The organism is Winogradskyella sp. PC D3.3 (assembly GCF_054366245.1).
The window spans coordinates 3,188,568-3,214,788 of sequence record NZ_CM135962.1; the positions used below are offsets into that span (position 1 = coordinate 3,188,568).

At 32.9% G+C, this 26,221-nt stretch carries 26 protein-coding genes; 18 read left to right on the top strand and 8 right to left on the bottom strand.

Annotation, left to right across the window (positions count from 1 at the left end; translation table 11 throughout):
• Positions 1-725: 725 nt before the first annotated feature.
• Together ACXGSQ_RS14040 and ACXGSQ_RS14045 are read right to left on the bottom strand one after the other, a co-directional pair.
• The gene (locus ACXGSQ_RS14040) at positions 726-1,484 is read right to left on the bottom strand and encodes a LytR/AlgR family response regulator transcription factor (protein WP_458626781.1); all 759 of its coding nucleotides are present in this window, start codon (positions 1,482-1,484) and stop codon (positions 726-728) included.
• A gap of 3 nt (positions 1,485-1,487) precedes the next feature.
• Entirely contained in the window at positions 1,488-3,509 is a 2,022-nt protein-coding gene (locus ACXGSQ_RS14045; protein WP_458626782.1) for a histidine kinase, read from the bottom strand.
• Positions 3,510-3,981: 472 nt separating this feature from the next.
• Between ACXGSQ_RS14045 and ACXGSQ_RS14050 the strand changes: the two genes are divergently transcribed.
• The 11 genes from ACXGSQ_RS14050 (at position 3,982) to ACXGSQ_RS14100 (ending at position 12,605) form a co-directional block, all read left to right on the top strand.
• The gene (locus ACXGSQ_RS14050; protein WP_458626783.1) at positions 3,982-4,257 is read left to right on the top strand and encodes a hypothetical protein; all 276 of its coding nucleotides are present in this window, start codon (positions 3,982-3,984) and stop codon (positions 4,255-4,257) included.
• A gap of 8 nt (positions 4,258-4,265) precedes the next feature.
• Positions 4,266-4,835: a GNAT family N-acetyltransferase gene (locus ACXGSQ_RS14055; RefSeq protein ID WP_458626784.1), complete on the top strand. Its 570-nt coding sequence runs from the start codon at positions 4,266-4,268 to the stop codon at positions 4,833-4,835.
• Positions 4,836-5,452: 617 nt separating this feature from the next.
• Positions 5,453-5,893, top strand: coding sequence for a thioredoxin family protein (locus tag ACXGSQ_RS14060; RefSeq protein ID WP_458626785.1), 441 nt, complete (start codon positions 5,453-5,455; stop codon positions 5,891-5,893).
• Entirely contained in the window at positions 5,877-6,875 is a 999-nt protein-coding gene (locus ACXGSQ_RS14065) for an FAD:protein FMN transferase (protein WP_458626786.1), read from the top strand. Before ACXGSQ_RS14060 ends, ACXGSQ_RS14065 begins: the two co-directional genes overlap by 17 nt.
• Positions 6,872-7,084 (top strand): DUF4266 domain-containing protein, encoded by a 213-nt coding sequence (locus ACXGSQ_RS14070; RefSeq protein WP_458626787.1) that lies wholly within the window; start codon positions 6,872-6,874, stop codon positions 7,082-7,084. Before ACXGSQ_RS14065 ends, ACXGSQ_RS14070 begins: the two co-directional genes overlap by 4 nt.
• Positions 7,047-8,411, top strand: a complete 1,365-nt coding sequence (locus ACXGSQ_RS14075) for a DUF3570 domain-containing protein (protein ID WP_458626788.1) — start codon at positions 7,047-7,049, stop codon at positions 8,409-8,411. The genes ACXGSQ_RS14070 and ACXGSQ_RS14075 overlap by 38 nt, the downstream gene beginning before the upstream one ends.
• Before the next feature lie 194 nt (positions 8,412-8,605).
• A complete protein-coding gene (locus tag ACXGSQ_RS14080; RefSeq protein ID WP_458626789.1) occupies positions 8,606-8,758 on the top strand; it encodes a phosphatase PAP2 family protein in 153 nt (50 codons plus the stop codon).
• A gap of 391 nt (positions 8,759-9,149) precedes the next feature.
• Positions 9,150-9,575, top strand: a complete 426-nt coding sequence (locus tag ACXGSQ_RS14085; protein WP_458626790.1) for a BLUF domain-containing protein — start codon at positions 9,150-9,152, stop codon at positions 9,573-9,575.
• Positions 9,576-9,823: 248 nt separating this feature from the next.
• Complete coding sequence (locus ACXGSQ_RS14090; RefSeq protein WP_458626791.1) at positions 9,824-10,708, top strand: LysR substrate-binding domain-containing protein; 885 nt, start codon at positions 9,824-9,826, stop codon at positions 10,706-10,708.
• A gap of 75 nt (positions 10,709-10,783) precedes the next feature.
• Positions 10,784-11,704, top strand: coding sequence for a YeiH family protein (locus ACXGSQ_RS14095; RefSeq protein ID WP_458626792.1), 921 nt, complete (start codon positions 10,784-10,786; stop codon positions 11,702-11,704).
• A gap of 160 nt (positions 11,705-11,864) precedes the next feature.
• Entirely contained in the window at positions 11,865-12,605 is a 741-nt protein-coding gene (locus tag ACXGSQ_RS14100) for a YoaK family protein (RefSeq protein ID WP_458626793.1), read from the top strand.
• Positions 12,606-12,661: 56 nt separating this feature from the next.
• Here the strand turns inward: ACXGSQ_RS14100 and ACXGSQ_RS14105 are convergent, their stop codons facing one another.
• Positions 12,662-13,666 carry a sugar kinase gene (locus ACXGSQ_RS14105; protein ID WP_458626794.1) on the bottom strand — a complete coding sequence of 335 codons (1,005 nt, stop codon included), beginning with the start codon at positions 13,664-13,666 and terminating at the stop codon, positions 12,662-12,664.
• A gap of 148 nt (positions 13,667-13,814) precedes the next feature.
• Here ACXGSQ_RS14105 and ACXGSQ_RS14110 point away from each other — a divergent pair, with 148 nt between their 5' ends.
• A complete protein-coding gene (locus ACXGSQ_RS14110; RefSeq protein ID WP_458626795.1) occupies positions 13,815-14,348 on the top strand; it encodes a GNAT family N-acetyltransferase in 534 nt (177 codons plus the stop codon).
• A 125-nt stretch (positions 14,349-14,473) separates the two neighbouring features.
• Here the strand turns inward: ACXGSQ_RS14110 and ACXGSQ_RS14115 are convergent, their stop codons facing one another.
• Positions 14,474-15,205 (bottom strand): energy transducer TonB, encoded by a 732-nt coding sequence (locus tag ACXGSQ_RS14115; protein WP_458626796.1) that lies wholly within the window; start codon positions 15,203-15,205, stop codon positions 14,474-14,476.
• A gap of 91 nt (positions 15,206-15,296) precedes the next feature.
• The gene (locus ACXGSQ_RS14120) at positions 15,297-17,441 is read right to left on the bottom strand and encodes a TonB-dependent receptor (protein WP_458629365.1); all 2,145 of its coding nucleotides are present in this window, start codon (positions 17,439-17,441) and stop codon (positions 15,297-15,299) included.
• 212 nt (positions 17,442-17,653) lie between these two features.
• On the opposite strand from ACXGSQ_RS14120, the gene ACXGSQ_RS14125 reads away from it, so the two are divergent.
• On the top strand, positions 17,654-18,340 hold the full coding sequence (locus tag ACXGSQ_RS14125) for a lysoplasmalogenase (RefSeq protein ID WP_458626797.1): 687 nt from the start codon (positions 17,654-17,656) through the stop codon (positions 18,338-18,340).
• A 57-nt stretch (positions 18,341-18,397) separates the two neighbouring features.
• Here ACXGSQ_RS14125 and ACXGSQ_RS14130 read toward each other — a convergent pair whose 3' ends face one another.
• Entirely contained in the window at positions 18,398-19,669 is a 1,272-nt protein-coding gene (locus ACXGSQ_RS14130) for an NAD(P)/FAD-dependent oxidoreductase (protein ID WP_458626798.1), read from the bottom strand.
• 137 nt (positions 19,670-19,806) lie between these two features.
• Here ACXGSQ_RS14130 and ACXGSQ_RS14135 point away from each other — a divergent pair, with 137 nt between their 5' ends.
• Both ACXGSQ_RS14135 and ACXGSQ_RS14140 read left to right on the top strand, forming a co-directional pair.
• Positions 19,807-20,301, top strand: coding sequence for an RNA polymerase sigma factor (locus tag ACXGSQ_RS14135; RefSeq protein ID WP_458626799.1), 495 nt, complete (start codon positions 19,807-19,809; stop codon positions 20,299-20,301).
• A gap of 4 nt (positions 20,302-20,305) precedes the next feature.
• A complete protein-coding gene (locus ACXGSQ_RS14140; protein WP_458626800.1) occupies positions 20,306-20,938 on the top strand; it encodes a hypothetical protein in 633 nt (210 codons plus the stop codon).
• Between the two features lie 187 nt (positions 20,939-21,125).
• Here ACXGSQ_RS14140 and ACXGSQ_RS14145 read toward each other — a convergent pair whose 3' ends face one another.
• Positions 21,126-21,926 carry a lysophospholipid acyltransferase family protein gene (locus ACXGSQ_RS14145; protein ID WP_458626801.1) on the bottom strand — a complete coding sequence of 267 codons (801 nt, stop codon included), beginning with the start codon at positions 21,924-21,926 and terminating at the stop codon, positions 21,126-21,128.
• 49 nt (positions 21,927-21,975) lie between these two features.
• On the bottom strand, positions 21,976-22,620 hold the full coding sequence (locus tag ACXGSQ_RS14150; RefSeq protein ID WP_458626802.1) for an NUDIX hydrolase: 645 nt from the start codon (positions 22,618-22,620) through the stop codon (positions 21,976-21,978).
• A gap of 2 nt (positions 22,621-22,622) precedes the next feature.
• On the opposite strand from ACXGSQ_RS14150, the gene ACXGSQ_RS14155 reads away from it, so the two are divergent.
• The 3 genes from ACXGSQ_RS14155 (at position 22,623) to ACXGSQ_RS14165 (ending at position 26,137) form a co-directional block, all read left to right on the top strand.
• Complete coding sequence (locus ACXGSQ_RS14155) at positions 22,623-23,336, top strand: peptidylprolyl isomerase (RefSeq protein ID WP_458626803.1); 714 nt, start codon at positions 22,623-22,625, stop codon at positions 23,334-23,336.
• Between the two features lie 190 nt (positions 23,337-23,526).
• A complete protein-coding gene (locus ACXGSQ_RS14160) occupies positions 23,527-25,674 on the top strand; it encodes a M3 family metallopeptidase (protein ID WP_458626804.1) in 2,148 nt (715 codons plus the stop codon).
• Positions 25,675-25,810: 136 nt separating this feature from the next.
• On the top strand, positions 25,811-26,137 hold the full coding sequence (locus tag ACXGSQ_RS14165; protein ID WP_136581885.1) for a DMT family transporter: 327 nt from the start codon (positions 25,811-25,813) through the stop codon (positions 26,135-26,137).
• Positions 26,138-26,221: the final 84 nt, after the last annotated feature.

Genomic DNA, 26,221 nt, shown 5'->3' on the forward strand with positions numbered 1-26,221 from the left:
TAGTATCATCTTTGATTTTTTTTAATTATAAACTTCCTTTTTTACACGAGATATATACTTTTACTGTTGCCATACCACCATCAAAAAACAAAAAAGAGCTACACTAGAGCACCCGGTTTTAAAAACGCTAAGCGTGCGATTATCGTTATGCTCGTATGATCTAACCTTAATAAAGGCTGAAGCTGCTTTTGCTCAATGACTAGTATAAAATTATTAGCATATAGCTATCATAGCATTTAACTCGTAAATAGTTGTAGTTAATAGGGGAATAAAAAATCTTTCAATCTCAGTATCAAAGTTTTTTTTATAGAATAATAAGAACTAAACAGTCTATACTTTTAACTCTTTTCTTAAAACTCATTTCTTGAACAGGGAATTCAAATTTAAAATGAAATGCTTTGTATACTTGTTATCGGATTTAAAGATTAGTAAAATTTAATTTTATTTTTCATCTTAGATAAAAATAAACGTTACTTGTTGCAACAAATGTAATGGATGTATTTTCTGACACAATAGCAAATCAGAATTTGGCATATTATAGTTAGTATTTGATGGGTTTGACTTAGAATTTGGAATTACAATTATTTATAAAAAATACTGTTACCAATTTATATTTGAAATATAAAGGACCAATAAGGTTTTTTGTTTTGAAAAAAAGTTTTAACATCTGTAAAAAGCCTATACTAATCAGGCAAAAACACATATTTAAAAGACTTATCTTGCGGTTACTTAAAACGGATCATAGTTTCAAGAATTTCATTAATTTGCTTACCTTTTTGCCTTGAAACAGGGATTTCTACCTCATCATGCATTATTAGACTACCTCCATCTTGTTTTAAAATTCCTTTAACAAATTGTGGATTTATTAGGTGCGACTGGTGTACTCTAACAAAACCGTGGTGTTGTAAAAGTTCTTCTATTTCTTTTAAAGTTCTACTGATTAAAATTTTGCTTTGATCTTTACAAAAAATATAGGTGTAGTTGCTATCGGATTGGCATCTAATGATATTTTGAATTTCTACAATTTGATAACCAACGCCTGTAGGCAGTGCAATTTTAGAACACTTTTTATTAGAATTTTTTAAATGATTCTGTAATAATTCCCATTGTTCTTTGCTTGTTTTTTTACGGCGCTTTTCCCAATTGGAAAGTGCTTTTACAATATTTTTTTCGGTTATTGGTTTCAACAAATAATTCATAGCGCTATACTGAAAGGCTTTAATAGCATACTGATCATAAGCTGTGGTAAAAATCACATCAAAATCTATAGGAAGAAGATTATCTAACAATGCAAAACCATTGAGATTAGGCATTTCTATATCGAGAAACAGTAAATCTGGCGGATTATTTTTTATAAATTCTAATCCATCAATAGAATTTGTAAAAACCCCAGTAATTTTATAGTCAGCGTGTACTCTCTCTATTAAGTTCTTTAAGACATTTGTACAATGGCTTTCATCATCTATAATTATAATATCTGTCATGTCTCAATATTTATAAGTTAATGTAATACGTGTTCCCAAAACACTTTCACCCGATTCGAGGTCTGAGATTTTAATATCAATAGAGTGATCATTTAAATGATTATACAGTGTAAGTCGGTCTTGTACAATGGTTGTCCCCATGCTATTGTGTAATTTACGCTTTTTGCTACTTTCTTTTCTGCCAATGCCGTTATCTTCTATAACAATTTTTAAATCAGCACTAGTATCAAAAACAATTGTTAGATTTTTTTCAGCTTTCAAACTCGGGTGTAATCCGTGCCAAATAGCGTTTTCTACAATAGGCTGTAAAAGAAGCGGTGGAATCTGATACTGTGATAATTCTTCCTTTGAAGTGACATGAATAGTATAATTAAAATCTCGCCCCATTCGACTCTTTTCTAAAGAAAGATACAATTCTAAAATACCCAATTCCTCTTCTACTGTAATTTTATCACGATTACTATTCTGCAATATGCCACGCAATAAACTAGCAAAATCGTCGAGATAGGTTATTGCAGCCTCATTTCTAGAAGTCATAATTAAATTTTTAATAGCATTCATACTATTAAAAATGAAATGTGGATTCATTTGAGAGCGTAAAGCTATCATTTCTGTTTCCTTTATTTTTTTATTAAAATCATCCTTTATTTTTTGATCGCGTTCGCGTTCTATTTCAGAATAAAGCTGAATGAGTTCTTCTGTTTTTTTTTGAACTTTTTCATCAAGTTCACGATTCATAGTTTCCTGCAAGTGTTGATTTTCTTGTAACTGACCAATCAACTCGGCATTTGCTTTTTCTTTTTCTTTTTGAAGTAAGAATACATTTTTACCCAATGCTAACGAAAAACAATACACTTCTGCTAATAACCCTATTTGAAAAACAATATTTAAAGACTGAGTAAAGTTAAATAAGTGACCAGGAATTAAGTTCATATTATTATATGCAAGATAAGTACTGACTATTGCTCCCATAAAAAAGAACGTTTGCCCTACTATAAAGTAGATTAACAAGGGATGTTTAACTTTTAAAATAATCCAAAATATTAAAACAAAATTAATAGGCAGAATAATAAACCTTATGATCAAAAATAACGATGCCGTAAATTTTATACCTATAAAAAAATGACTAATAACAAAATTAAAGAGTGCATATATAAAGCAAAAACAACCTAAATTAAAGAGGATTTTTGCTAATAATCTATCGTATTTTTTTACGTCTAAAAGCTTTAATATAAACCACACATAAAAGCCTATAAAAACAAATTGTACAGGCTCTGATAACTCATAAGCCAATTTAGGAAAGTACTCAAAGAAATTACCAACAGGTGCTAACGTTAAGCGAAGCGACAAAAAGCCATAAATGATTTGAAAAAACAAATATCCTAAATAATAGAGATATAATTTTTTTCGTAATCGCAACCAAAAAATCAATGAAAAAACAAATATTGTAGTAAGTGAAATAATATAAAAATAAATATATCCAATGGAATTTGCTTGACTTCTAAAAGTGTCCTTCGAAAACATCCAATAGGCTCTTTCGGAATAGATAGCAGGACTACTTATCAATGGCATTGTAGTGTTAGCAGTTAGCCGCACATATATTAAGGACTTCTGAAAAGGATAGAATATTAATTCAGAAAAATGTTGCTCCCGTTTATTAGCTCTATCAGGAAGTGGTACATATGATCCATTTCTTATTTTCTTAAATCGACTATTAACCTGCTGAAAAACAGAAACATAATGACCCTTACTATAAAGATAGGTTCTAACGGTGTCTTTGGAAGTGTTAACAATACTAAATTTAAGCCAAACAGCAGTTTTTGAAGAGACTTTATATGGTGCATCATAAGGAGCCCATGTGGTATGTTTTTTTATTTCTTCAAAAGACGTTTCAAGATTAGTTCGCAATACTTCAACATACGGGTTGCCCACTAAGTTGATCTTTTTTGAAATAGAATCAGCCATAATTTGCCCAGAGAGTTGCATTGTACTCAACGACAAATAGAACACTATAACCGTAATCATTTTCATTATAGCTAAAATACCAATCTATTTCTAAATGCTTTACATAGGTTTAGCATTCAGCTACTTTCATTTAGTATTCGGTAGAGTTAGCGCTTTATTTCGCTTTCAAAATTTCACAAGTCAGATGACTTATATTCTATTAGCATAATTAAACCTGTAATTAAAACAATAAACATTGGTATGAAAAACGGTGTTGAATTTTCAATTTAAACCGTCATAAAATAATTCCAAGGGTTAATTCCAATTTCAGGTGTATTAGTGTTATGCTTTAATAGAAAAGCTATAAAAAATAATATAGGAAAAAGTAAGGCACTAATAATATTTGGTGCTGTAACCGAAGTTGTAAAATTAGACACTAAAAACTTTAGATTTTCTTTAACCTAATTTTTAGTAACTTGCTAACCACACAACATCCGAGCATAACAAACAAGCGGAGTAAATCACACACAAAATATAAACGGTAATTAAAGGAATGGAAATCAAAACCTTAGCAGGAATAGATTATAAATCTATTTTAAGTGCTTTTAACAACTCATTTTCCGACTATTTCATTCCATTTCAACTAACAGAAGAACAATTAAGATTAAAGATGTTGGCGGATAAAACCGATCTTAATCTTTCAGTTGGAGTTTTTGAAAAAGGACAATTAATGGCATTCATTTTACACGGATTCGATAGCATTAATAATGAAAACCTTGTCTATAATGGAGGAACGGAGTTATTCCACATAAAAGAGGATTTGGGCTAACTAAGCAAATGTATCTTTTCATTTTACCAATTTTAGCTAAAAAAAGAATACATAAACTAATACTCGAAGTGATTTCTGAGAATACTCAAGCTATTAAATCTTATAAAAAATCTGGATTTAGAATTAAAAGAGAATTAAGTTGTTACAAAGGAATCATTAAGGATTTAAAAGCAAGTATAGATATAGATATTAAGGAATTACAAAACTACAATTGGAAACTAATGGAATCATTTTGGGATATTAATCCTACTTGGCAAAATTCAAGAAACGTTATTAATGAATCAAAACATCATAATATGTCATGGGGTGCTTATTCCAAAAATCAGTTAATCGGTTATGTCATTTACAATCCAACTCACAAAAGAATACAACAAATTGCCGTGAGTAAAGATTTTAGAAAAAACCGAATCGCTTCAACACTACTTTTAAAATTAACAGAGACATACGGAAATGCGGTTTCAATTATTAATGTAGATAAAAGTTCAAAAAATGTAAACGCTTTTTTAAAAAAAATAGGCCTAGAAAATAATCTTGAACAATTAGAAATGGAATTAAATTTAAATAAATACGCCAGCTAACAATAGCTATAGGGTATAACCATTTTAGCATCTACCTAACTATTCGGCTCTTATTTACTAAATCAAGAGCGTAATCACCGACGTCGCGGTAAAGCTATAAACGATATACTCAACTTCAAGCATTTAAAATTTTCCCAATTAGAGAATATTTAACCCTTTCTAAAATTAAGTAGGTATTCATTTATGAGCTATAAAATCCAACTCATAAAAATAAAATACGTCTAGTATTATTTTTATGAGTTTATATAAATGCAATAAGCGCACTGAATGCACTTACTGAAACTGAAAAATTAGCCTCATTTGGAAAAATTTATGAGATTAAATTTTTCTATAACAGGTTAAGTAGTGTAACTAATGAGAGCAATGGCTAGTAAAAGACATTGTGTCTTATGCTAAAAAAATTATGTAAGGCATCCTATTTAAAACGATAAAAGCTAAGGCTAAAACAAAACATGTTTTTATTATCTCTTGAATGGCTTATTATTCAAAAATTTAAATTAACTTTAATACACTCCAATAAATAAAAGTTTGTTTTAACAACAAATAAATAAGACAAGCGTTGATAGGTATGGCTCTAATTGTAGACTAAACATTGTAAAAAACTTAATACCAATAAAATGAAAAGAACAATTGTGGCGCTAGCAGTAATAATTCTAAGCATTAATACAACAATGGCTCAAGAATGGCAAACAGATATCAATGTTGCCAAAGAAATAGCTGCTAAAGAGAGTAAGCCTATAATACTGGTGTTTCAAGGTTCAGATTGGTGTGCCCCCTGTATTAAACTAGACCGAGAGATTTGGAGTACAGACACATTTATAAATTATGCCAAAGACCATTATGTTATGCTCAAGGCAGATTTTCCGAGAAGAAAGAAAAATGCATTGTCTGATGCTCAAACACAAGCAAACGCATTACTTGCAGAAAAATACAATAAACAAGGATATTTCCCTTTTGTGGTCGTACTCAACGCTAATGGCAACGTATTAGGAGAAAATAGCTACAAAAAAACGACACCAGAAGCTTATATAAAAGAATTAAATGCTTTTACAAAGTAATTTGAAACCTTTAATCACTTTAGTACTCTTGTGCTCATTAATGGTTAGTGCAGGGCAACAACCTTATAAGAGAACACTTAAACTCATGGGCAGTCGCTTCGATATTACCGTAGTCGCTAAGGATTCTATACAAGCAAATAAATACATCGATACTGCTGTTGCAGAAATTTCAAGAATTGAAACCTTAATTTCATCTTGGGATGAGAACTCGCAAACCTCAGAAATTAATCGCAATGCTGGAATTAAAGCAGTTAAGGTAGATACCGAATTATTCAAACTAATTGAAAGAGCCCTAGCCATCTCAAAATTAACGGATGGTGCTTTTGATATTAGCTATGCGTCAATGGACAAGATTTGGAAGTTTGATGGGAGTATGACCATTATGCCTTCTAAAGAGGAAATAGCCGCTTCTGTAGAAAAAGTAGGCTATAAAAACATCATTCTAGATAAAAAAAACAACACCATCTTCCTCAAACTAAAAGGAATGAAAATAGGGTTTGGAGCTATAGGTAAAGGGTATGCGGCCGATAAGGCAAAAGCATTGCTGATCTCTAAAGGGGTCACCTCTGGAATTATTAATGCTTCGGGAGATATGAATACCTGGGGAAAACAAACCAATGGTGAAAATTGGAACGTAGCCATTACCAACCCTATGGATAAGAATAAAGTTTTCGCCTTGCTTCCTATTACCAATGGTGCGGTAGTAACCTCGGGGAATTATGAAAAATATGTTAACTTTAATGGCAAACGCTATACACACATTATCGATCCACGAACAGGATACCCTTCTACGGGTATTATTAGTGTCACCGTATTTGCTCCAAAAGCAGAACTGGCAGATGCGCTTGCAACTTCTGTATTTGTCATGGGAAAAGAAACGGGTTTAGACCGTATTAATCAATTACCTAAAATAGAATGCATCATCATAGATGATAAAGGACATATTTCAAAATCAGAAAACATAGAAATAAATAAATTATGATAACAAAACTGATATACGCTGCATTGATAACAACTTGCTTTACTAGTTGTGTTGTAGTTAAAGAATACGAAAAGGTAAATTTAAATGATCCCGATATGGCACTATCTGATAAGAAAAGTGACCGTAATATCTCTACGGCACATTCCTATCGCGAAGCTGCTGTTGGTGCTAATGGAGGAAAAACCGGTGGTGGCTGCGGCTGTAACTAAAAAAAAACGACAATTGAAAAAGATAATTTTAATAGTATGTGTATTGTCATTGACAAAATCCTATGCCCAAACCACTCAAGATTCAACCAACGTGTATAAAAAACGTGTTTTAGAAACGACCGAAGTCGATTTTCTAACCAGTTATTATACACAAGATGGTGACAATGCTGCGGTAAGTGGCGGAATAGGAACTGAAGAATTAACGGATGTTACAGGAACTTTTGTGGTATCAATTCCATTAAATGACGACGACGTATTAACCATTGATGCTGGAGTCTCTGCGTACACATCAGCCTCATCAAGTAATATAGACCCCTTTGATGATGACACTGCCGATCCGTTTCAAGCCTCTTCTGGAGCTTCTAGTGGAGACCTTTGGGCAAACTTAACTGGAAATTATAGTCATAGCTCAGATGATAGAAACGATATTTGGTCGGCTAAACTTTCAATAGCATCAGAATTCGATTATTTTTCTGCCGGTATTGGCGGCAGCTACACTAAATTATTGAACGAAAAAAACACCGAATTAAGCATAAATGCAAGTGTATATATCGATACTTGGAATGCCATTTACCCAACAGAACTAAGACCTTTTGGAGACAACGGTAACGGTTTAAATAATCGCTTGTTTATAGAAAACACCATTACTGGAAATACCAATTATAACCCTAGATTTAGCGCGTTTCAAGACGAAGGACGAAACTCTTATGCTTTAGGTTTTGGATTTTCTCAAATTCTTCACAAGAATGTCCAAGGATCCTTAGCCTTAGATTTCATACAACAAGAAGGCCTATTATCTACACCGTTTCAAAGGGTGTATTTTGGAGATGTAGCTGATTCATTTATTGAGAATTTTCAACTCGCCGATGCCATTGAGCGTTTGCCTGATTCAAGATTTAAAGTTGCCGCTGGCGGACGTTTAAACTGGTATATAAATGAAATAGTTACAGTAAGAACCTTCTATCGTTATTATTTTGATGATTGGGGTATTAATTCACATACAGCAAGTATTGAAATCCCAATTAAAATAACAGATAAATTTACCTTATATCCATCGTATAGGTTTTATAACCAAACTGCAGCCGATTATTTTAAACCCTATGAAGACGCTATATCGACTGATGAGTTTTACACTTCTGATTATGACCTTTCCGAATATTCTGCAAACCAAATAGGTTTTGGAGTCTCGTACACCGATATCTTCACAAAGGCACACATCTGGAAATTTGGCCTAAAAAGTATTGATCTAAAGTTTTATCAGTACGATAGAGATACCTCGTTTAGCTCTAGCATCATTACGGCAGGCTTTAAGTTTATAATGGATTAATAATACTTTAGCCCATTAAAACACATGGCACTCTTCCTTCTAATATCAAACGAACTGATTACAAATTAAGAGGTGTAATTTGAAATTATCATATGAATACCTTTTTAACCGTTTATAGATTAAATGCTATTAGAATTAAAGGAAAAAACAACTTTAAAGATAGAACACTCATCTTAGGAACAGCCTATTGAATAATGGGTGGTACTGTAAACATTCTTAAAACAACGGGAAATGTAAAAAGACCTGATGGTTCATCTAAAAATTCATTCCCTTCAGGACATACAGCAACAGCCTTTATGAGAGCCAAATTCTTATACCAAGAATATAAAGAGGTATCTATTTGGTAGGGAATTACCGGGTATGTTGTTGCTACCGGAACGGGCCTTTTTAGACTATATAATAATAATAGACAGTGACTAACGGATGTCGCAGCGGGTGCAGGAATCGGTATTTTAAGTACAAAAATCGCATATTGGATACATTCACTAATTAAGAAAACAATTTTCAAAAACAAAAAGAAAACAAATGGAATAGTAATGCCGTTTTATGATGAAAAAGCAATGGGCATAGGATTATCTATGACGTTCTAATAGAAAAACACCGCATATCACCATCAAAATGTAATCATTGGTTCTACACTACCCTCCACTTTCCCTAAGGAAGATTCCATCTGTAATTTATTCACTAACTTAATCGCCTTATCACATAACTTTTCAGACACAAGACCGTTTGTAATACGTGAAATTAAAAAATATGTATCAACTTAATTACCATTCTAAATCAAAATCAGGATTAAACCTTGAAGATTTAGACAATATACTTGAGAAGGCCAATACGGTGAACTCAGAAAAAAACATTACCGGATGCCTTATCTACCACAACAAAAGTTTTGTTCAAATCCTTGAAGGAAGTAAAAAAGACGTACTGTACGTTTTTGAAAAAATAAAAAGCGACCAACGTCACCATACCGTAACCCTACTTTGGGAAAATAATGTCCAGGATAGGTTCTTTTCCGAATGGAACATGGCGTACCACCAACCTAATAACGAAAACGTCAAAGCGTACATTAATAACTTATTACTACTTTCTATGCTTTCAGATAAATCTAAAGCCTCCTTATTGAGTTTTTGGACATCTGTACGTCGAATTTTAACTGATAACTAAAACACCAATAAAAAAGTCAAAACAAAGCATGAAGGCAATTGGTATATACCAAATTAAAGACTAAATTATGACCGCTTAGAAATAAATTTAAGGCTTATCATACCCCTCTATTCAAAAAAGCAACCATACATAATGTGAGTTACAGCTACTTATAGCGTGATTATAACAACCTTATAATAATAATAATAATAATAATAGTATAGCATGGCATATCAGGGTATAGTTAGTCCTAACCAGAACACAAACTAATGAAAACCAAGTTACATATATTTAAAATAGTTGCAAAACACTTAAGTTTTACAAAAGCTGCCGAACAACTGCATATATCACAACCTGCGATATCTAAAACAATTAAAAATTTAGAACAAGACTATAAAACAACGCTGTTCATTAGAAAAAGAAACTCCATTGAATTGACTCAAGAAGGAAAGTCATTCCTTATTTATGTCAATAAAATTTTAGCTATTTATGCTGAAATGGATGAGCAATTTCTACATAAAAATGATACGTTTCCAGAATATATAAATTTTGGAGTTAGCACGACCTTGTCCAATTACATAATCCCTAAAGTCGTTGCTAAGTTTAGAATTCAATTTCCTCAAACTAAGTTTAATATCACTAGTAATAATTCTGAAACCATTGAACATCTAATTTTAAATGAAGACATTGATTTTGGAATTACAGAAGGTAGTAGCAGTAACCCCAAATTACAATTCAAAAAATTTATTAAAGATGAAATAGTACTTGTTACTAATGCCAATAATCCATCATTCCCCAAAGGAAATATAGACCTTAAAACCTTACAAAACATTCCAATAATTGAGCGCGAAAATGGCTCAGGAACGAAAATGATTATTGATACCTTTTTATCCCAAAATAATATCGCACAACTCAACAGTGTAGTAGCCTTCAACAGCACTGAAGCGATTAAGAACTATTTATACAATTCAGATCATTATGCACTTCTATCAATTCATTCCATAAATGATGATTTAATCAATAATAAACTCAAAATAATAGACATTAAAGATTTAAGCATCGAAAGGTGGTTTTACTTTGTTAAACGAACAGGATATCTTTCCAACACCTTAGAGTACTTTGAAAAGTTCATAAGACTTAACTATAACTTTTAGTTATCCTTAAGAACAATTTAATATGCTAAACAGTTATTAAAGCAATCTACTTTTGTATCAAATAATACAAATGATATGAACGTTGTTTTTTCAAAAGCTGTTTACTTACTTATTATTAGTACGGCAGTATTAGGAGTTATAACCAGTCCTACAGCATTAATTCTCGGGTTTATATATACCATAGTTTTTAATAACCCCTTTAAAGCATATAGTCATAAAGCTATTCATTCCTTTTTAAAGATATCAGTGGTAGGTCTAGGGTTTGGGATGTTAATTACAGAAACCATTGAAACTAGTAAAGCTGGCTTAAGCTTAACCTTCTATTCAATAATTCTAACGGTTTCCTTAGGATTATTACTCACACGTCTCCTAAAACTAGATATAAAGTTAGGCTATCTTATTACCTCCGGAACCGCTATTTGCGGTGGTAGTGCAATAGCTGCCATTTCACCAGTTATTAAAGCCAAAAGTAAAACCATAAGCATTGCTTTAGGTATTGTCTTCCTGTTAAACGCTATAGCCCTATTTGTATTTCCTGCAATCGGTCATTTCCTCAACTTATCGCAAGAACAATTTGGTTTATGGTGTGCTATTGCAATTCACGATACAAGTTCGGTGGTAGGGGCTTCGCTGGGCTATGGAGAAGAAGCATTACGCATAGCAACAACGGTAAAACTATCGAGAACCTTATGGATTATTCCCTTATCTATTTTTTCTATGTTCTGGTTTAAAACCAAAGGCGAAAAGATAAAAATCCCCTACTTCATTATATTTTTTATTGCTGCAATTATGGTGAACAGTTATCATATTCTACCCGAAACAACCACTAACTTTATAGTTTTAATGTCTAAACGATTATTAATTGTCACCTTATTTATTGTGGGCTCTACCATTTCTATTAAAGATTTAAAATCTACAGGATTCAAACCCATAATATTAGCACTTACGCTATGGGTTTTTATTTCAATAATATCACTAGTCTATATCTTAAACTAAAACGCGTACAACTTCTAATGTTTTGTTTAGTGAAGTTTTAAAATAAGCTTAGCTGTTCTTTTCTGTTTTTATTTGCTAAATTAAATCCTAAACACATAACTTTACTTCCCCTAAACAATATGCTGTTTATAACTGAAAGTCAGAACTAAATGAAAACTAAATGTTTAAACATCAAGGTAAAAGCAGAGCATTAGAACACAACTTAAGAATTGCTACTTTTTTATCCTTTGTAGCAGGAGTTGTAAATGTGACAGGATTTTTATACTTCAAACAATTAACAACAAATATTACTGGCCATTTTGCGCTATTTATTAATGATGTTCACAATTTAGAATTTTGGAAAGGAACCATTTATTTCCTTTATATTTTCTCCTTTCTATTTGGATCGTTTTTTTCAAGTTTTCTTATTGAAAAATTTAGTGAAAATAAAAAACTCAACATTTTTGTAATACCAACAATAATTGAATGTTTTATCTTAACATCAATAGCGGTAGTCAGTAATTTTACCATAATAAAATACCCTGATTTAATTGTTTGTTTGTTATTATTTGCAATGGGGCTTCAAAATTCGTTTGTTACAAAAATTTCCAATGCCATTGTGAGAACTACGCATTTAACGGGCTTGTTTACAGACTTGGGCATTGAACTATCACAATTATTCTTTCCTGAGTCGCATCCCAATAGAGAAAAGATAAAAGAAACGATTACGCTTAGAATTTATATCATTTGTTTCTTTTTTCTAGGCGGACTCATCGGAGGCTTTTTTTACTCGAGACTCAATCTAAAATTAAACACCCTTATTTTAGGAGCGATTGTGTTATTAATTAGTTTATTTTATGATGATATGAGATACCAATTAATCATAACCAAACGAAAGTATAAACAAAAGAAAAATCGTTAAATAACAAATCCAGCAAGACATAATTCCCTTAGTACTTGCTTTACAACGCAATTGTACTACCGTACAAACCTCCCTGAAGTATTGCCATCTATAATCGCTTTAACCTCTTCAACATTGGTATAATTTACATCGCCTTCATAAGTATGCTTTAGCGCACAAGCCGCACTTGCAAACTGCATGGCTTTAAAGTCATCATATTGCTGTAATCCATAGATCAACCCTGCAGCAAAGGCATCTCCTGTACCGATTCGGTCTACAATATGGGTAATATCTAAATCCTCAGTTTCTCTAAATTCCGTACCATTCCACATACGTGCTCTTATTTTATGCCATGAAGAATTTAAAGAGGTTCTAATCTTATCAAAAACTTTTTCAATGCTTGGAAAAGTTTCCATCAATATTTTACTTGCTTCTAAGAACTCCTCATTAGTATAACCATAAGTTGTCCCCAATACTTCATTCATCTCATTAATACCTCCAATAAAAATATTAGAATAATGTAATAATTCTATTAAAGCCTCCTTGGGGTCTTGTCCGTATTTCCATAAACCACTACGGTAAGTAGGATCCGCAGAAACAATCATCCCCTTGCCTATTGCCAATACTAAACCTTCTTTAAGGGTATCATAAGCTCCTTTTGATAACGCAGGTGTAATGCCTGTCCAATGCATCCATTTACTGTTTTCTAAAGCCGACTCCCAATCGACCATACAAGGTGCGATTTCAGAAAATGACGAGTGCGATCTGTTGTACGAAATAGCACTTGGCCGCATAACGGCTCCTACTTCTAAAAAATAAACTCCCAAAGGCCGTTTAGAAAATACTATAGATGATGTGTCTACACCAAACTTTCGAATATAAGACAAGGCTGTTTCTCCGATAAAATCATCAGAAACTGCACTAATATGCTTTACCGTTCCACCAAAATTGGCAATAGAAATACCAACGTTTAATTCGGTACCTCCAAAGTAAAATTCTACCGTGTTAGATTGTATAAATTTTTTATTTCCTCGTGGCGAAATACGCATTAACACTTCTCCGAATGTAATAATTTGACTCATAGTTTGAAATTTAACCTATAGCTCTTAAAATTAAATAATTAATTTAAGACCTCCTTTTAAAGATAAAAGATACTGACTTAAATTTATTTGAATGCATTTAAAGCCTATATTGTTTAAATATTTTTAAACCAAGTTAAAATAGAACCATATGGAATTCAAAAACATAGAAACCCAACGCCTTATCCTTAGACTGATTAATCGTGAAGATACTGCGGATTTTTTTGAATTAGACTCTAATCCAAATGTTCATATTTTTCTTGGTAACAAACCGGTTAAGACGATTGCAGCATCTGAAGCCATGATTGCAAATATCTTACAACAATATAAAACGAATGGTGTTGGCCGTTTGGCTATAATAGAAAAGCATACGAATGCATTTATAGGTTGGGCTGGACTTAAATATGAAGAAGTGCTCAGAAAAGAATTCAACTATTATGATATAGGCTACCGACTTAAAGAACAATTTTGGGGCAAGGGTTATGCTACTGAAGCTGCCATGGCTTCTTTAGAATATGGCTTTAACAATTTAAAGCTAAGAGAAATTGGTGCGGCAGCAGATGCAAAACATAGCGCTTCAAACGCTATTCTTAAAAAAATAGGAATGCAACCTTCTGGCACATTCGAATATGAAGGGGTATTGTGTAACTGGTATCTAAAGCAAAATCCATTCAATGAACTATAAACATCAAAAAAAAATGTCATTCTGAACACCGTTGAAACTTATAATTATTAATGCTTTCAACAGTGTTCAATATGACACTTCTATCAAAATAAACTTAGTAGTATAGCCGTTAAACGCTTGTTAGTCTATTCCAATTCTAATTTAAAGTTAATTGGGATACTGTAAGGTACACCTACGTTTCTATCGCGTTGTCTACCTGGTATCATTTTTGGCAATAAGTTAATGATACGTTCGGCTTCAGTTTCTAAGAGTTGATCAGGTCCTCTACTTTTAACTTTAGTAACCTCTCCGTTTTTATCTATTAAAAAGAACACATAAACTTTACCATCAATATTAAGATCTGCTGCAGCTTGAGGGTATCTAAAGTGTTTTTGTAAATGTTCTTGTATTTTACGTTCAAAACACGCTTTCAACTCTGCATTATTACCTGTACATCCCGGAAATTGAGGTACTTTTTCTATGACTGCAAAAGGAACTTCTATATCTTCTTCTACTTCCTCTACAGCGACGTCTTCAATACCTACTTCACGATCGTCTATAATATCATCTTGTCCTATCTCTGTACTTTGTATCACACTCTCTTCAACGTCTTCAACATCTTCAACAATGCTAATAACCTCAGTGACGACTTGTTGTTGCGGAGGTGGTGGCGGTGGTAATACATCAATAACGGTAATCGGAATATCTTCATCAAACTGATCTTCTAACATTAAAAGGTCAATTTTAACATCGTCTTTTTCGTAAGTCTTATGTTCTAATCCTATATATGTTATAAGCAACATTACGTTTAAGCCAACAGCAAAAAATAAACTGCTGTTTCGACCTACATTGGCTTTTGGGTTTTTTTTGAGTTCCATGACGTTTAATTTTGTTATATAAAATTACGCATCATTACCCTAAAAAATTATGACTTATATCATGTTTCACTTAGAATCAACACCTTAAGCTTTATAGGGTATCTAATTGATTATCATTTCCATCTTCACTTATGGTCCAAAAGAAACCTACAAAAAAGAACTGATCGGCTGCTGGAGTTAAAGCGCGTCTATTAAATTGTCCATTAAAATCTGGTGTATTTGCATATTGGTAACCATTAATATTTTTAAAGCCTAATACATTATTGACAGAAAAATATAAGATCTTTTGTGGGCTTAATACATACGCCCAATTAACACTTAAACTATTGAATGCTTTTGTGCGCTCACTTAATAATGCATTAGTATTAGGATTGGTATAGGGACGACCTGAAGAAAACCCATAAGATAATCCTACTTGGCTTTTCCAATTTTCAATCCAATATTTACCAACAATAGATAAGTTATGGTTTGTAGCATAACTTGGCTGTGCAGCAGTTGTATAGTTTTTATAATCGCGTTCTGTATCTAAATAAGAATAACTCACCCAATAATCTACTGCTTTTATACTCGTATTATCTCTCCAAAAGAAATCAACTCCTTGTGCATAACCTTGTCCTGATGTATTAAAATTGCTATCAAACTGCGTAATATCCGTATCAAACTTTACTAAATTGTCATAATCCTTTCTGTAAGCCTCTGCTCTAAATAGTTTACCATCATTAACATACTGATAGTTAAATATATAATGTGATGTCTTTTGTGCTCTTAAATCTTGATTAAACTTTAAAACATTGCTATTGGGATTCTGAAAAAAGTTACCGTAAGCTAAAGAAAACTGTCCGTTTTTAGAGCTTTTATAAGCCAATGCGGCTCTAGGGGCCACATCTGTAGTATTAAAAATTGAGCTATGGTCTGCTCGCACTCCAATCTTTAACGCCAAGGCTTTAGAAAAAATGACATCTGCTTCTGTAAATCCAGCGGTTATATTATTGTTAAAGCCATAGCTTTCGTCAATAAAACTTTCCTTATAATTTTCCTTAAAATCCGTAATAAACTGTTCGGCACCGAAACTCAATTTAAACCGACTATTAAATCGTTTTTTTAATTTCAACTTTAAATGAGCGGAATTCTCAGTATCATCAATCTCACTGGTTTGAATGCCTATCTTATTTTTAGCATAAGTATAACTCACGCCTGAAGTTAAGGTCCAATTATGTCCTAAAACACCTTTATAAGATGTATTGAGATAGAAGTTATTATTCTTCAATTTAAAATCGATGCCTTCTTCATAATTAATATCTTCTTGATTTAATTCAAACTTTGTAGCATCAAAAGCGGCATAAAATTTTAACATGCCATTATTTAGTTTTTGTCTAAAAACAGTTTCACCTTGCGCTCCAGAAACAGGAGTTTTCCAATCGTTCTTATCCTCAAAAACGGCTAAATAAGGAGCCAGATTAATATAACTCGCACTAAAACTTAAAGACGATTTATCCCATTTCTGTGTATTACCTATACTTGCTCCAACACTCATAATACCAATATCGGTCTTCTCTTGGTCTGGTTCGTCAATGGTATTTAGAAGTAATACACTCGATAGCGCTTGCCCGAATTCTGAAGAATACCCTCCTGTTGAAAACGTAATACCATCAAATAAAAATGGCGAATAGCGACCACGTGTTGGCATATTATTAGTCGTTGGTGTATACGGTGTAAACACACGAATACCATCTATAAAAATTTGAGTTTCATCTGCATGACCTCCACGAACAAATAAACGTCCATCCTCTGCCACATTTGACGTTCCTGGCAGAGTCTGTAAGGCTCCTAAAAAATCACCTAAGGCACTTGCCGTCGTAACAACATCTAACGGTTTTAAAACAGAAACCTTAGAATTATCACCTGCTTCAAAAGTACCAGCACTAATAATTACAGTATCTAAGGATTCAACGTCTTCTCGTAATTTAATTTGAAGGCTTGAAAATTTAGAAACATCTCCGATAATTGTTTTAGTTTCAAAAGACAAAAAAGAAATCATTAAGGTTTGTACACCTTTTTCATCAGTAGAAAACGAAAATTTACCATGTACATCGGAAGTGTCGCCATCATAAGTCCCCTCTAAATACACATTGGCACCAATAATAACTTCACCTTTATGATCTGTTACTTGTCCTGAAATGGTAGTTTGTCCAAACGTAATTATACTTATAAAGAGTGTAATGATTGTAACTAGCATTTTACCCACCACATTTCTATGGTTCTTTAGGTATTTGTAAGTCTGTGGTTTCATAATGTGATTGGTCATTAAAGTTCGTTTTTGTTGATGAGACAAATTTGACCGATTTTTAAACCGTTATGAATTCTATTGTACTGAACTGTACCATATCAATGACGAATTGAATATATTTGGTTCTGTCCATAAAACAGTCTGACTTAAAACCAACAAATATGTTAACGCCTACCGAAAAACAATTCAGCCTTCTCTTCTTTATAATTGTACTTGTTGAACTTGTAACAGGAAGTATAACATGGCTAAACAGCATCCATTACATAGCCAAACCTGCAATTGTGATTAGTCTTATTGTTTTGTTTTTAAGAACATCTGAATCACTTCCTAAGGCCATAAAACGGACAACGCTATTGGCACTCGCCTTTTCCGTTTTAGGAGATGTATTATTGATGTTTGTAGACCAATCACTTCACTTTTTCACATTGGGATTGGTTGCCTTTTTAACGGCTCACGTGATGTATGTTCTTGTATTTTTAAAACATAGAAACAAGCAAAAATCAGCGTTAGGATTCATAGCCGTATTGCTCGTTTATGCAGCGAGCTTATTCTATTTTTTAAATGGAAATTTAGGAGAACTATTTATTCCTGTTCTTGTCTATATGTTGGTCATATTAAGTATGGCCACAACGGCATATTTAAGAAAAGACCAAGTGAATATACTCAGTTATGGCCTCGTTTTTTTAGGAGCCTTATTATTTATGGTGTCAGATAGTATTTTGGCTCTTAATAAGTTCTATGCACCACTCAGCTATTCCAACTACAGCATAATGATCACCTATGCCTTAGCCCAATATTTAATTGTGATTGGGATTTTAAAACTAAAACATGAAGTCATTCTAAAGTAACTGCTCCGTTAAAGAATTATTGAAACATTTCAAATACACCAACGATAATATTACCACTTATTTTTTAAAGGGCCTGATTATAAGTCGTGCGGCTTTATCAAAATTGATATAATTATAGGTCCAATTAAACAGTACAATAACGCGATTTCTAAAACCTACTAAAGACATCAAGTGTACAAACATCCAAATAAACCAAGCAAAGAAGCCTCCAAATTTATAATGCTTTAAATCTACAACCGCTTTATTTCTACCAATAGTTGCCATGGAACCTTTATCTTTATAAACAAAGGGTTTCAAAGGTTTATTTTCTATTAATCGCAATAAGTTTTTCCCTAATAAATTACCTTGTTGTATGGCAGGTTGTGCAACTTGAGGATGCCCTTTAGGATATGCTTCAGAAGCCATTAAAGCAATATCTCCAACGGCAAAAATATTAGCGTAATCTTCTACTTGATTAAATTGGTTGACTTTATAACGGTTTGCTCCGGCTATTACAGCCTCTGCTTTTAAACCTTGTACTGGAGCACCAGTAACACCTGCTGCCCAAATTAAGGTTTCAGATTCCATTGTTAAATCTGAATTTGTTGTTACTGTTAAGCCATCATAATGCTTTACAAAAGTGTTACAATGTATTTTAACGCCTAATTTATTTAAAAACTTAGTTGCTTTTTTTGAAGCATGTTCACTCATTGGTGGCAATACACGACTTGCACCTTCTAATAAATGAATGTGCATATCATCAGGATTCAAATCGTGATAATCGCGTGGTAATATATTATTTTTTAATTCTGCTATGGCGCCAGCGAGCTCTACTCCGGTTGGCCCTGCTCCTACAATCACAAAATTAAGAAAGGCTTCCCGTTCTTCTTTAGAATCGGCAATAGCTGCTTTTTCAAAATTTTGTAAAATCAAACTTCGTATATCTAAAGCTTGAGGCACGGTTTTCATCGGCATACTAAAAGATTCAATAGCCTTATTACCAAAATAATTCGTTTTTGTTCCTGTTGCAATAACCAAGTAGTCATAACTTAAAGGGCCAATAGACGTAATGATTTCATTCTTTTCTGGTAGAATTTGCTCAACCTCAGTCAATCGAAAAAACGTTGTATTATGCTTTTTTATAATCTTTCGTAGCGGATACGCAATAGAATCGGGCTCTAAACCCGAACTCGAAACTTGATACAATAAAGGTTGAAATGTATGGTAATTGCGCTTGTCTATTAAAACGATTTGAACATTTTTATTAGCTAAAGATTTTGCTAAATTTATACCTGCAAAACCTCCACCGATAATTACTATTCTTGGTAGATTGGACTGTGGAATATTCATTAAAATAAGAGTTGTAATTTCGCTTGCAAAAATACAAATTATCAAAACTAAAACAGGTTTTTAAAACAATAGTTGAAAAATTTTGTAACAAAATAGAAATACTTACTACTAATTAGATAACCAACCAATTTCATCAATTGAACAAAGAACTAGAACATAGTTTTGTAGAACAGTTGCAAAAGCATCAAAACATTGTGCATAAGGTGTGCCGTTTGTACACTAACAATGCTGATGCGCATAACGATTTGTTTCAAGAAATTACCATACAATTATGGAGAGCGTTTCCAAAATTTAGAGGTGATGCTAAATTTAGCACTTGGATGTATCGTGTAGGGTTAAATACCGCAATTACGTTATACAGAAAATCGAAAAGACGCATTACCACACAAGATTTTGATGCTGTACAATTTAAAATTAAAGCTGAAGAATATGACGATACCGAAGAACAACAATTAAAACTCTTATACCAAGCTGTACATCAACTAAATGACATCGAAAAAGCCTTAGTATTCTTGTATTTAGAAGACAAAGATTACAGAGAAATCAGCGCGACTCTTGGGATATCAGAAGTGAATGCACGAGTGAAGATGAATCGCGTTAAAAAGAAATTAAAAACCATACTAAATCCGTAAGATTATGGATGAATTAGAACTATTAAAGAAAGATTGGAATAAATCCGAGAATCAATATAAATCATTTTCAGATAGTGATATCTATAAAATGAGTCATAAAAAATCGTCTAGCATTGTAAAAACATTATTCTATATAAGTGTTGCAGAGTTAGGATTTTGGATACTTATAAATTTTCTACCCTTTGTACTTTCAGACAGAATGAAAGCACAATTAGAAGAAATGAGTCATAGTTGGGTGTACATAGCTTTAAATATATTAAGCTATGCAGTTATCGTTCTCTTTGTTTATTTACTTTGGAAAGCTCATAAAGCAATTTCTGTAACAGACAACGCAAAGAAACTGATGGAGAGCATATTAAAGACTAGAAAAATTATTAAGTATTATGTGCTTTATAATTTGTTTATAGCATTAATTAGTATTCCTGTAAGCCTCTATTTTTCTATAAATGAGCATCCTGAAATTTCTGAAAAACTAGCAGAAGCTTCCTCTACTCAATTATTTATAATGACTTTAATTGGACTAGGTCTTACGGCTCTTTTTATACTATTAATTTGGGTGTTTTACAGATTAATTTATGGTATTTTAATTAAACGCTTAACCAAAAATTATAACGAATTAAAGAAACTAGAAGTATAGAAAACCTTAATAATAGTAAAGGCTGACAACTAAAATATCTACCACTCATAACAAAGAAGACCTCGACTTTCGTCGAGGTCTTCTTTGTTTATCTCACTTCACATGAAATTAAGATAATATATAACAGGTGTTACAAGATTTAAGTCTGTATTATTGGATCTTAAGAGTAAAAGACACAAAATAGCACTTACATATTTCGCAATTCTTTATTTAAGCGCTCATTCTCTTCTAACACATCTTGTGGTATTACTTTTAAGAATGAAGGATGTTGCTCAATAGCATACTCTATTTTTTCAACAATACTAGCTATAGATTCATTTTCATAATCTATGTCTAGAGGTTCTTTTATCTCAAAAGTTTGAAAAATATTTTTCTTTTTAATTCGCAGTCCCTTTTTATCAAACGATCGTCTAAAACCATCAATAACAATTGGCACTACAATAGGCTTATAGGTTTTAATAATATGAGCCGTTCCTTTTCTAATCGGTTTAAAAGGAGTCGTTGTTCCTTGCGGAAACGTTACCACCCAACCATCATCTAAAGCGGTTTTTATCATGGTAATATCACTCATTTTAACCTGTCGGTTTATATCTTTGCCTTTTGAACGCCAAGTTCGCTCAATACTAATAGAGCCTGTATAAGCAAATATTTTAGGAAGTATACCCGATTTCATAGTCTCCTTAGCCGCAACATAATACATATTCAACTTCGGATTCCACAAATAGCCTACGTTTTTAATGTTATCTAATCGTCCGCTTAAACTAGCGTTAAACACGTGAAACATAGCAATAACATCAGCAAAGTACGTCTGATGATTAGAAATAAACAACACATTCGTATCCGGAAGATTCTTAATAATCTCAGAACCTTCTATTTGTAAATCATTAAATCCTCTAAAACGTCGGTGCGTAAAAGCACCAAGAATTCTAATGAGCCATTTTTTTACCCAAAGTATATGTCCGAAAGGATTTCTTTTGAATAATCCCATAGTTAATTTTTCAAATTTTGTCAATTACAAATGTAACCATTAAGTTAAATTATAAAACTTGTTTTAACAAGTCTTTTATTTCTCCAAGCATCATTGCTGTGGCTCCCCAAACAATATGACCATTTAAAACAAACGCAGGTACATCAACATCGACATCAAAAGAGGTTGGCACTGTTGCAGTTATCGTATTCTGATCGTTTAAAAAATCAACAAGTTTAACTTCTATAATGTCTTCAACTTCTTCATCTTGTTTTACAAAAGTTAAGTTATGTTCTGAAATCCCAATAAAAGGATGAACCATAAAGTTACTTGGTGGTATATACAACGGAGACATGGTTTTTAAAACTTTAAAATCCAAATGATTAACTCCTATTTCTTCTTCAGTTTCTCTAATTGCTGTACGCATTAAATCATTGCAATCCTCTTCTTCATATTTACCTCCAGGAAAACCCACTTGGGCAGAATGGACTCCTTTATAAGTTTTACGAAGTATTAAAACCAACATGGTTTCATTAGTAGAATTAGGATAAAACAAAGCCATGACTCCTGCCCTTCTTGCAGTTTCGGACTTCGTTTTCATTTGTTCGGCCAACTCCAAACGATATGGTGGAGACATTTTTACGTGCGAATCTTCGCCAGAAAGTTCTAGATGTTTTATTTTTACTACAGATTCTAAAAACGAATTAAAAAGCATTTATGAGATTTCTATTACTATTTCCGTTGACTTTCGGAATTGGATTATTACTTCTGAGTTGTGAAGATAAACAAACTTCAAAAAAAACAAATACTACGGTCGTAAAAGATTCTGTAATCTCGGAACATAATGTTCATCCCCAAAAACAAACCGCTACAGAATTCCCTTTACTTACAGATGCTAATGCTATGGAATTCTTTTTAAACTACGAAAAGGAAAACAAAGAATACAAAGCACGAATCACTACAGATTTCGGAATTATAGAAATTGAACTCTACGATAAAACCAAATTCCACAGAGCAAATTTCGTTTACCTTACCAAACGTCAATATTTTGATGGTACCCAGTTTTATAGAGTAGTAAAGAATTTTGTCATCCAAGGAGGCAGTAGCGATGACTATAACATTGCTAAAAGACGACAAAAAATAGGAAAATACTTATTACCTCCAGATACCAAACGCGGCTATACACACAAACGTGGCGCGATTTCTATGCCTAGTAGCGAGATTGAAAATGCCTATAAATTGGCCTCTCCTTTTCAGTTCTTCATTATTCAACGTGAAGATGGAGCCCATTATTTAGATGGTGAGTATACCGTTTTTGGCGAAGTCACAAAAGGCATGGATGTCGTAGATCAAATTAATGCTGTTAAAACAGACGAAGGAGATTGGCCTTTACATAATGTTTATATTAGAAAAGTTGAATTGATTGAGTAACGCATATTGCGTAAATAACGTTAAGATATTACTTGTTTTTTTAGCCTTATTTAAGCCTATATAATCCCTGTAATCTTAGAGTGATTACCTTCAAAAAATTATAAAATATTTAAGAGAGTTTATTCCTATTTTCAGTATTTTGATGACTTGATAAAACAGCAACCATTATTCATAAACTAAACAATTAATTATGATTTCTAATTCCCTTAGAGCAACCTTAATTTGTAGCATTGTCCTTTTTTCAAGTTGTAAAGAAGACATCAAAAAACCCACAGAAAAAAACATGAGTGATAATGTATTAATCCAAGAATGGACAGGACCTTACCAAGGTGTTCCTGCTTTTGATAAAGTTTCTGTTGAAGCTATAAAACCTGCAATGGAAGAAGCCATGAAGCTTAACCTTGCCGAGATTGAAGCTATTGCTAACAACACCGAACCTGCCACCTTTGAAAACACTATTGTGGCCATGGAAAGTGCTGGTAAAGCATTGAATAGAGTCTTTGCCTATTATGGTGTTATGGGAAGCAACGTCTCCTCAGCAGAATTTAGAAAAGTACAAGCCGAATTAGCACCAAAACTTTCAGATTTTAGGTCTCAAATTTCACAAAACGAAAAATTATTCCAACGTATAAAAACGGTTTATGAAGCGTCTCAAAAAACACCTTTAGAACCGCAAGCACAACGTGTAGTTGATTTAACCTACAAGCAGTTTGAAATGAATGGAGCAAATTTAAATGCCGAAAAGAAAAAACGCTATGCCGAAATCAACAAAGAATTATCATCGCTTTACACCGATTTCGCAAACAATGTACTGCACGATGAAGAAAACTACATCACCTATTTAAACAAAGATCAGTTAGGTGGTTTAGCTGAAGGCTTTATTAAATCTGCTGCTAAAATTGCTACAGATAAAGGTGAAGACGGAAAATACGCCATTACCAATACACGCTCATCAATAGATCCCTTCCTTACCTACTCTACAGAACGCGAATTACGTAAGCAAGTTTGGGAAAACTACTACTCTAGAGGAGATAACGGAGACCAATACGACAATAACAAAATCATTGCTCAAATTTTAAAATTACGTAAAGAACGTGTGGGCTTAATGGGCTATGATAATTATGCCGAATGGAGATTACAAGACCGTATGGCAAAAACGCCAGAAAACGCAATGGATCTAATGATGGCCGTTTGGCCAGCTGCCACCGCAAGAGTTAAAGAAGAGGTGGCAGATATGCAAACTGTTGCTAACGAACTTGGAGATAACATAAGCATAGAACCATGGGATTATAGATACTACGCAGAAAAAGTGCGCAAAAAGAAATACGATTTAGATAGCGACGAAGTAAAACAATACCTACAGTTAGATAAACTAACAGAAGCCATGTTCTTTACCGCTGGCGAATTGTTTAATTATAAATTTACACCAGTAGCAGAAGGTACTGTTCCTGTGTTTCATGAGGATGTGAAGGTTTGGGAAGTTACCGATAAAGATTCTGGTAAACATATTGGTTTATGGTATTTAGATCCTTTTGCACGCGAAGGCAAACGCTCTGGCGCTTGGGCAACAACCTATAGAAGTTCAGATTCTTTTGAAGGCGAAAAAAATGTGTTAGCCTCTAACAATTCCAACTTTGTTAAACCAGCACCAGGAGAAGCGGTTTTAGTATCTTGGGATGATGCCACAACGTTTTTCCATGAATTTGGTCATGCCCTTCACTTCTTTTCTGCCGATGTAAAATACCCAACCTTAAATGGAGGTGTTAGAGATTACACAGAATTCCAATCGCAATTATTAGAACGTTGGTTATCTACAGACAAAGTTATCAATCAATTTTTAGTGCATTATAAAACGGGAGAACCAATTCCTGCGTCCTTAGTTGAAAAAATAAAGAAAGCCTCAACATTTAATCAAGGGTTTGGAACAACTGAATATTTAGCTTCGGCTTTAATTGATATGAAGTTACACTTAGCAGATCCAACAGATATTGATATTGATAAATTTGAACGCGAAACACTTGACGAATTAGGCATGCCTAAAGAACTACCAATGCGTCACAGAACACCGCAATTTGGTCATGTCTTTTCTGGTGAAGGCTATGCTACAGCGTATTATGGCTATATGTGGGCAGATGTACTAACTAGTGATGCTTCTGAAGCCTTTAGAGAAGCCGAAGGTGGTTTTTATGATAAAGCCGTTGCAGATAAATTGGTGAAATATTTATTTGCACCACGCAACGCTATGGATCCAGCAGAAGCCTACAGAAAATTTAGAGGTCGCGATGCTAAGATTGAAGCTCTCATGAGAGACCGAGGATTCCCTGTGCAGAAGATTTAAAAATTAAAAAGCACGCTTATCCATGTTCATTTAATGGATAAGCGTATTTTTTATATGGATATAACCCGTTGGCAGTAATGCAAATACAGACAGCAATTGAATATTGACTTACAACACAAAAAGAAGATAATTACGAATGAATTGGATACTATTAATAATTGCCGGATTATTTGAAGTAGCTTTTGCAGCTTGTCTTGGAAAAGCAAAAGAATCAACAGGAATTGAAACAACTTATTGGTACATAGGATTCTTGATTTGTTTAGGAATAAGTATGTTTCTTCTTGTAAAGGTGACTCAACAACTACCGATAGGAACTGCATATGCAGTTTGGACAGGGATTGGTGCTGTAGGAACAGTTTTGATTGGAATTCTAATTTTTAAAGAACCAGCGACATTTTGGCGACTATTTTTCATTATGACATTAATTGCCTCAATTATCGGACTAAAAGTAGTCTCAAATTAATCGGACTTTGAAAAAACAAAAGCACATACTGCCAACAATGTATATAAAAAAATAGGTAAAATAGTAGTAAAGTTAAGGCTATTA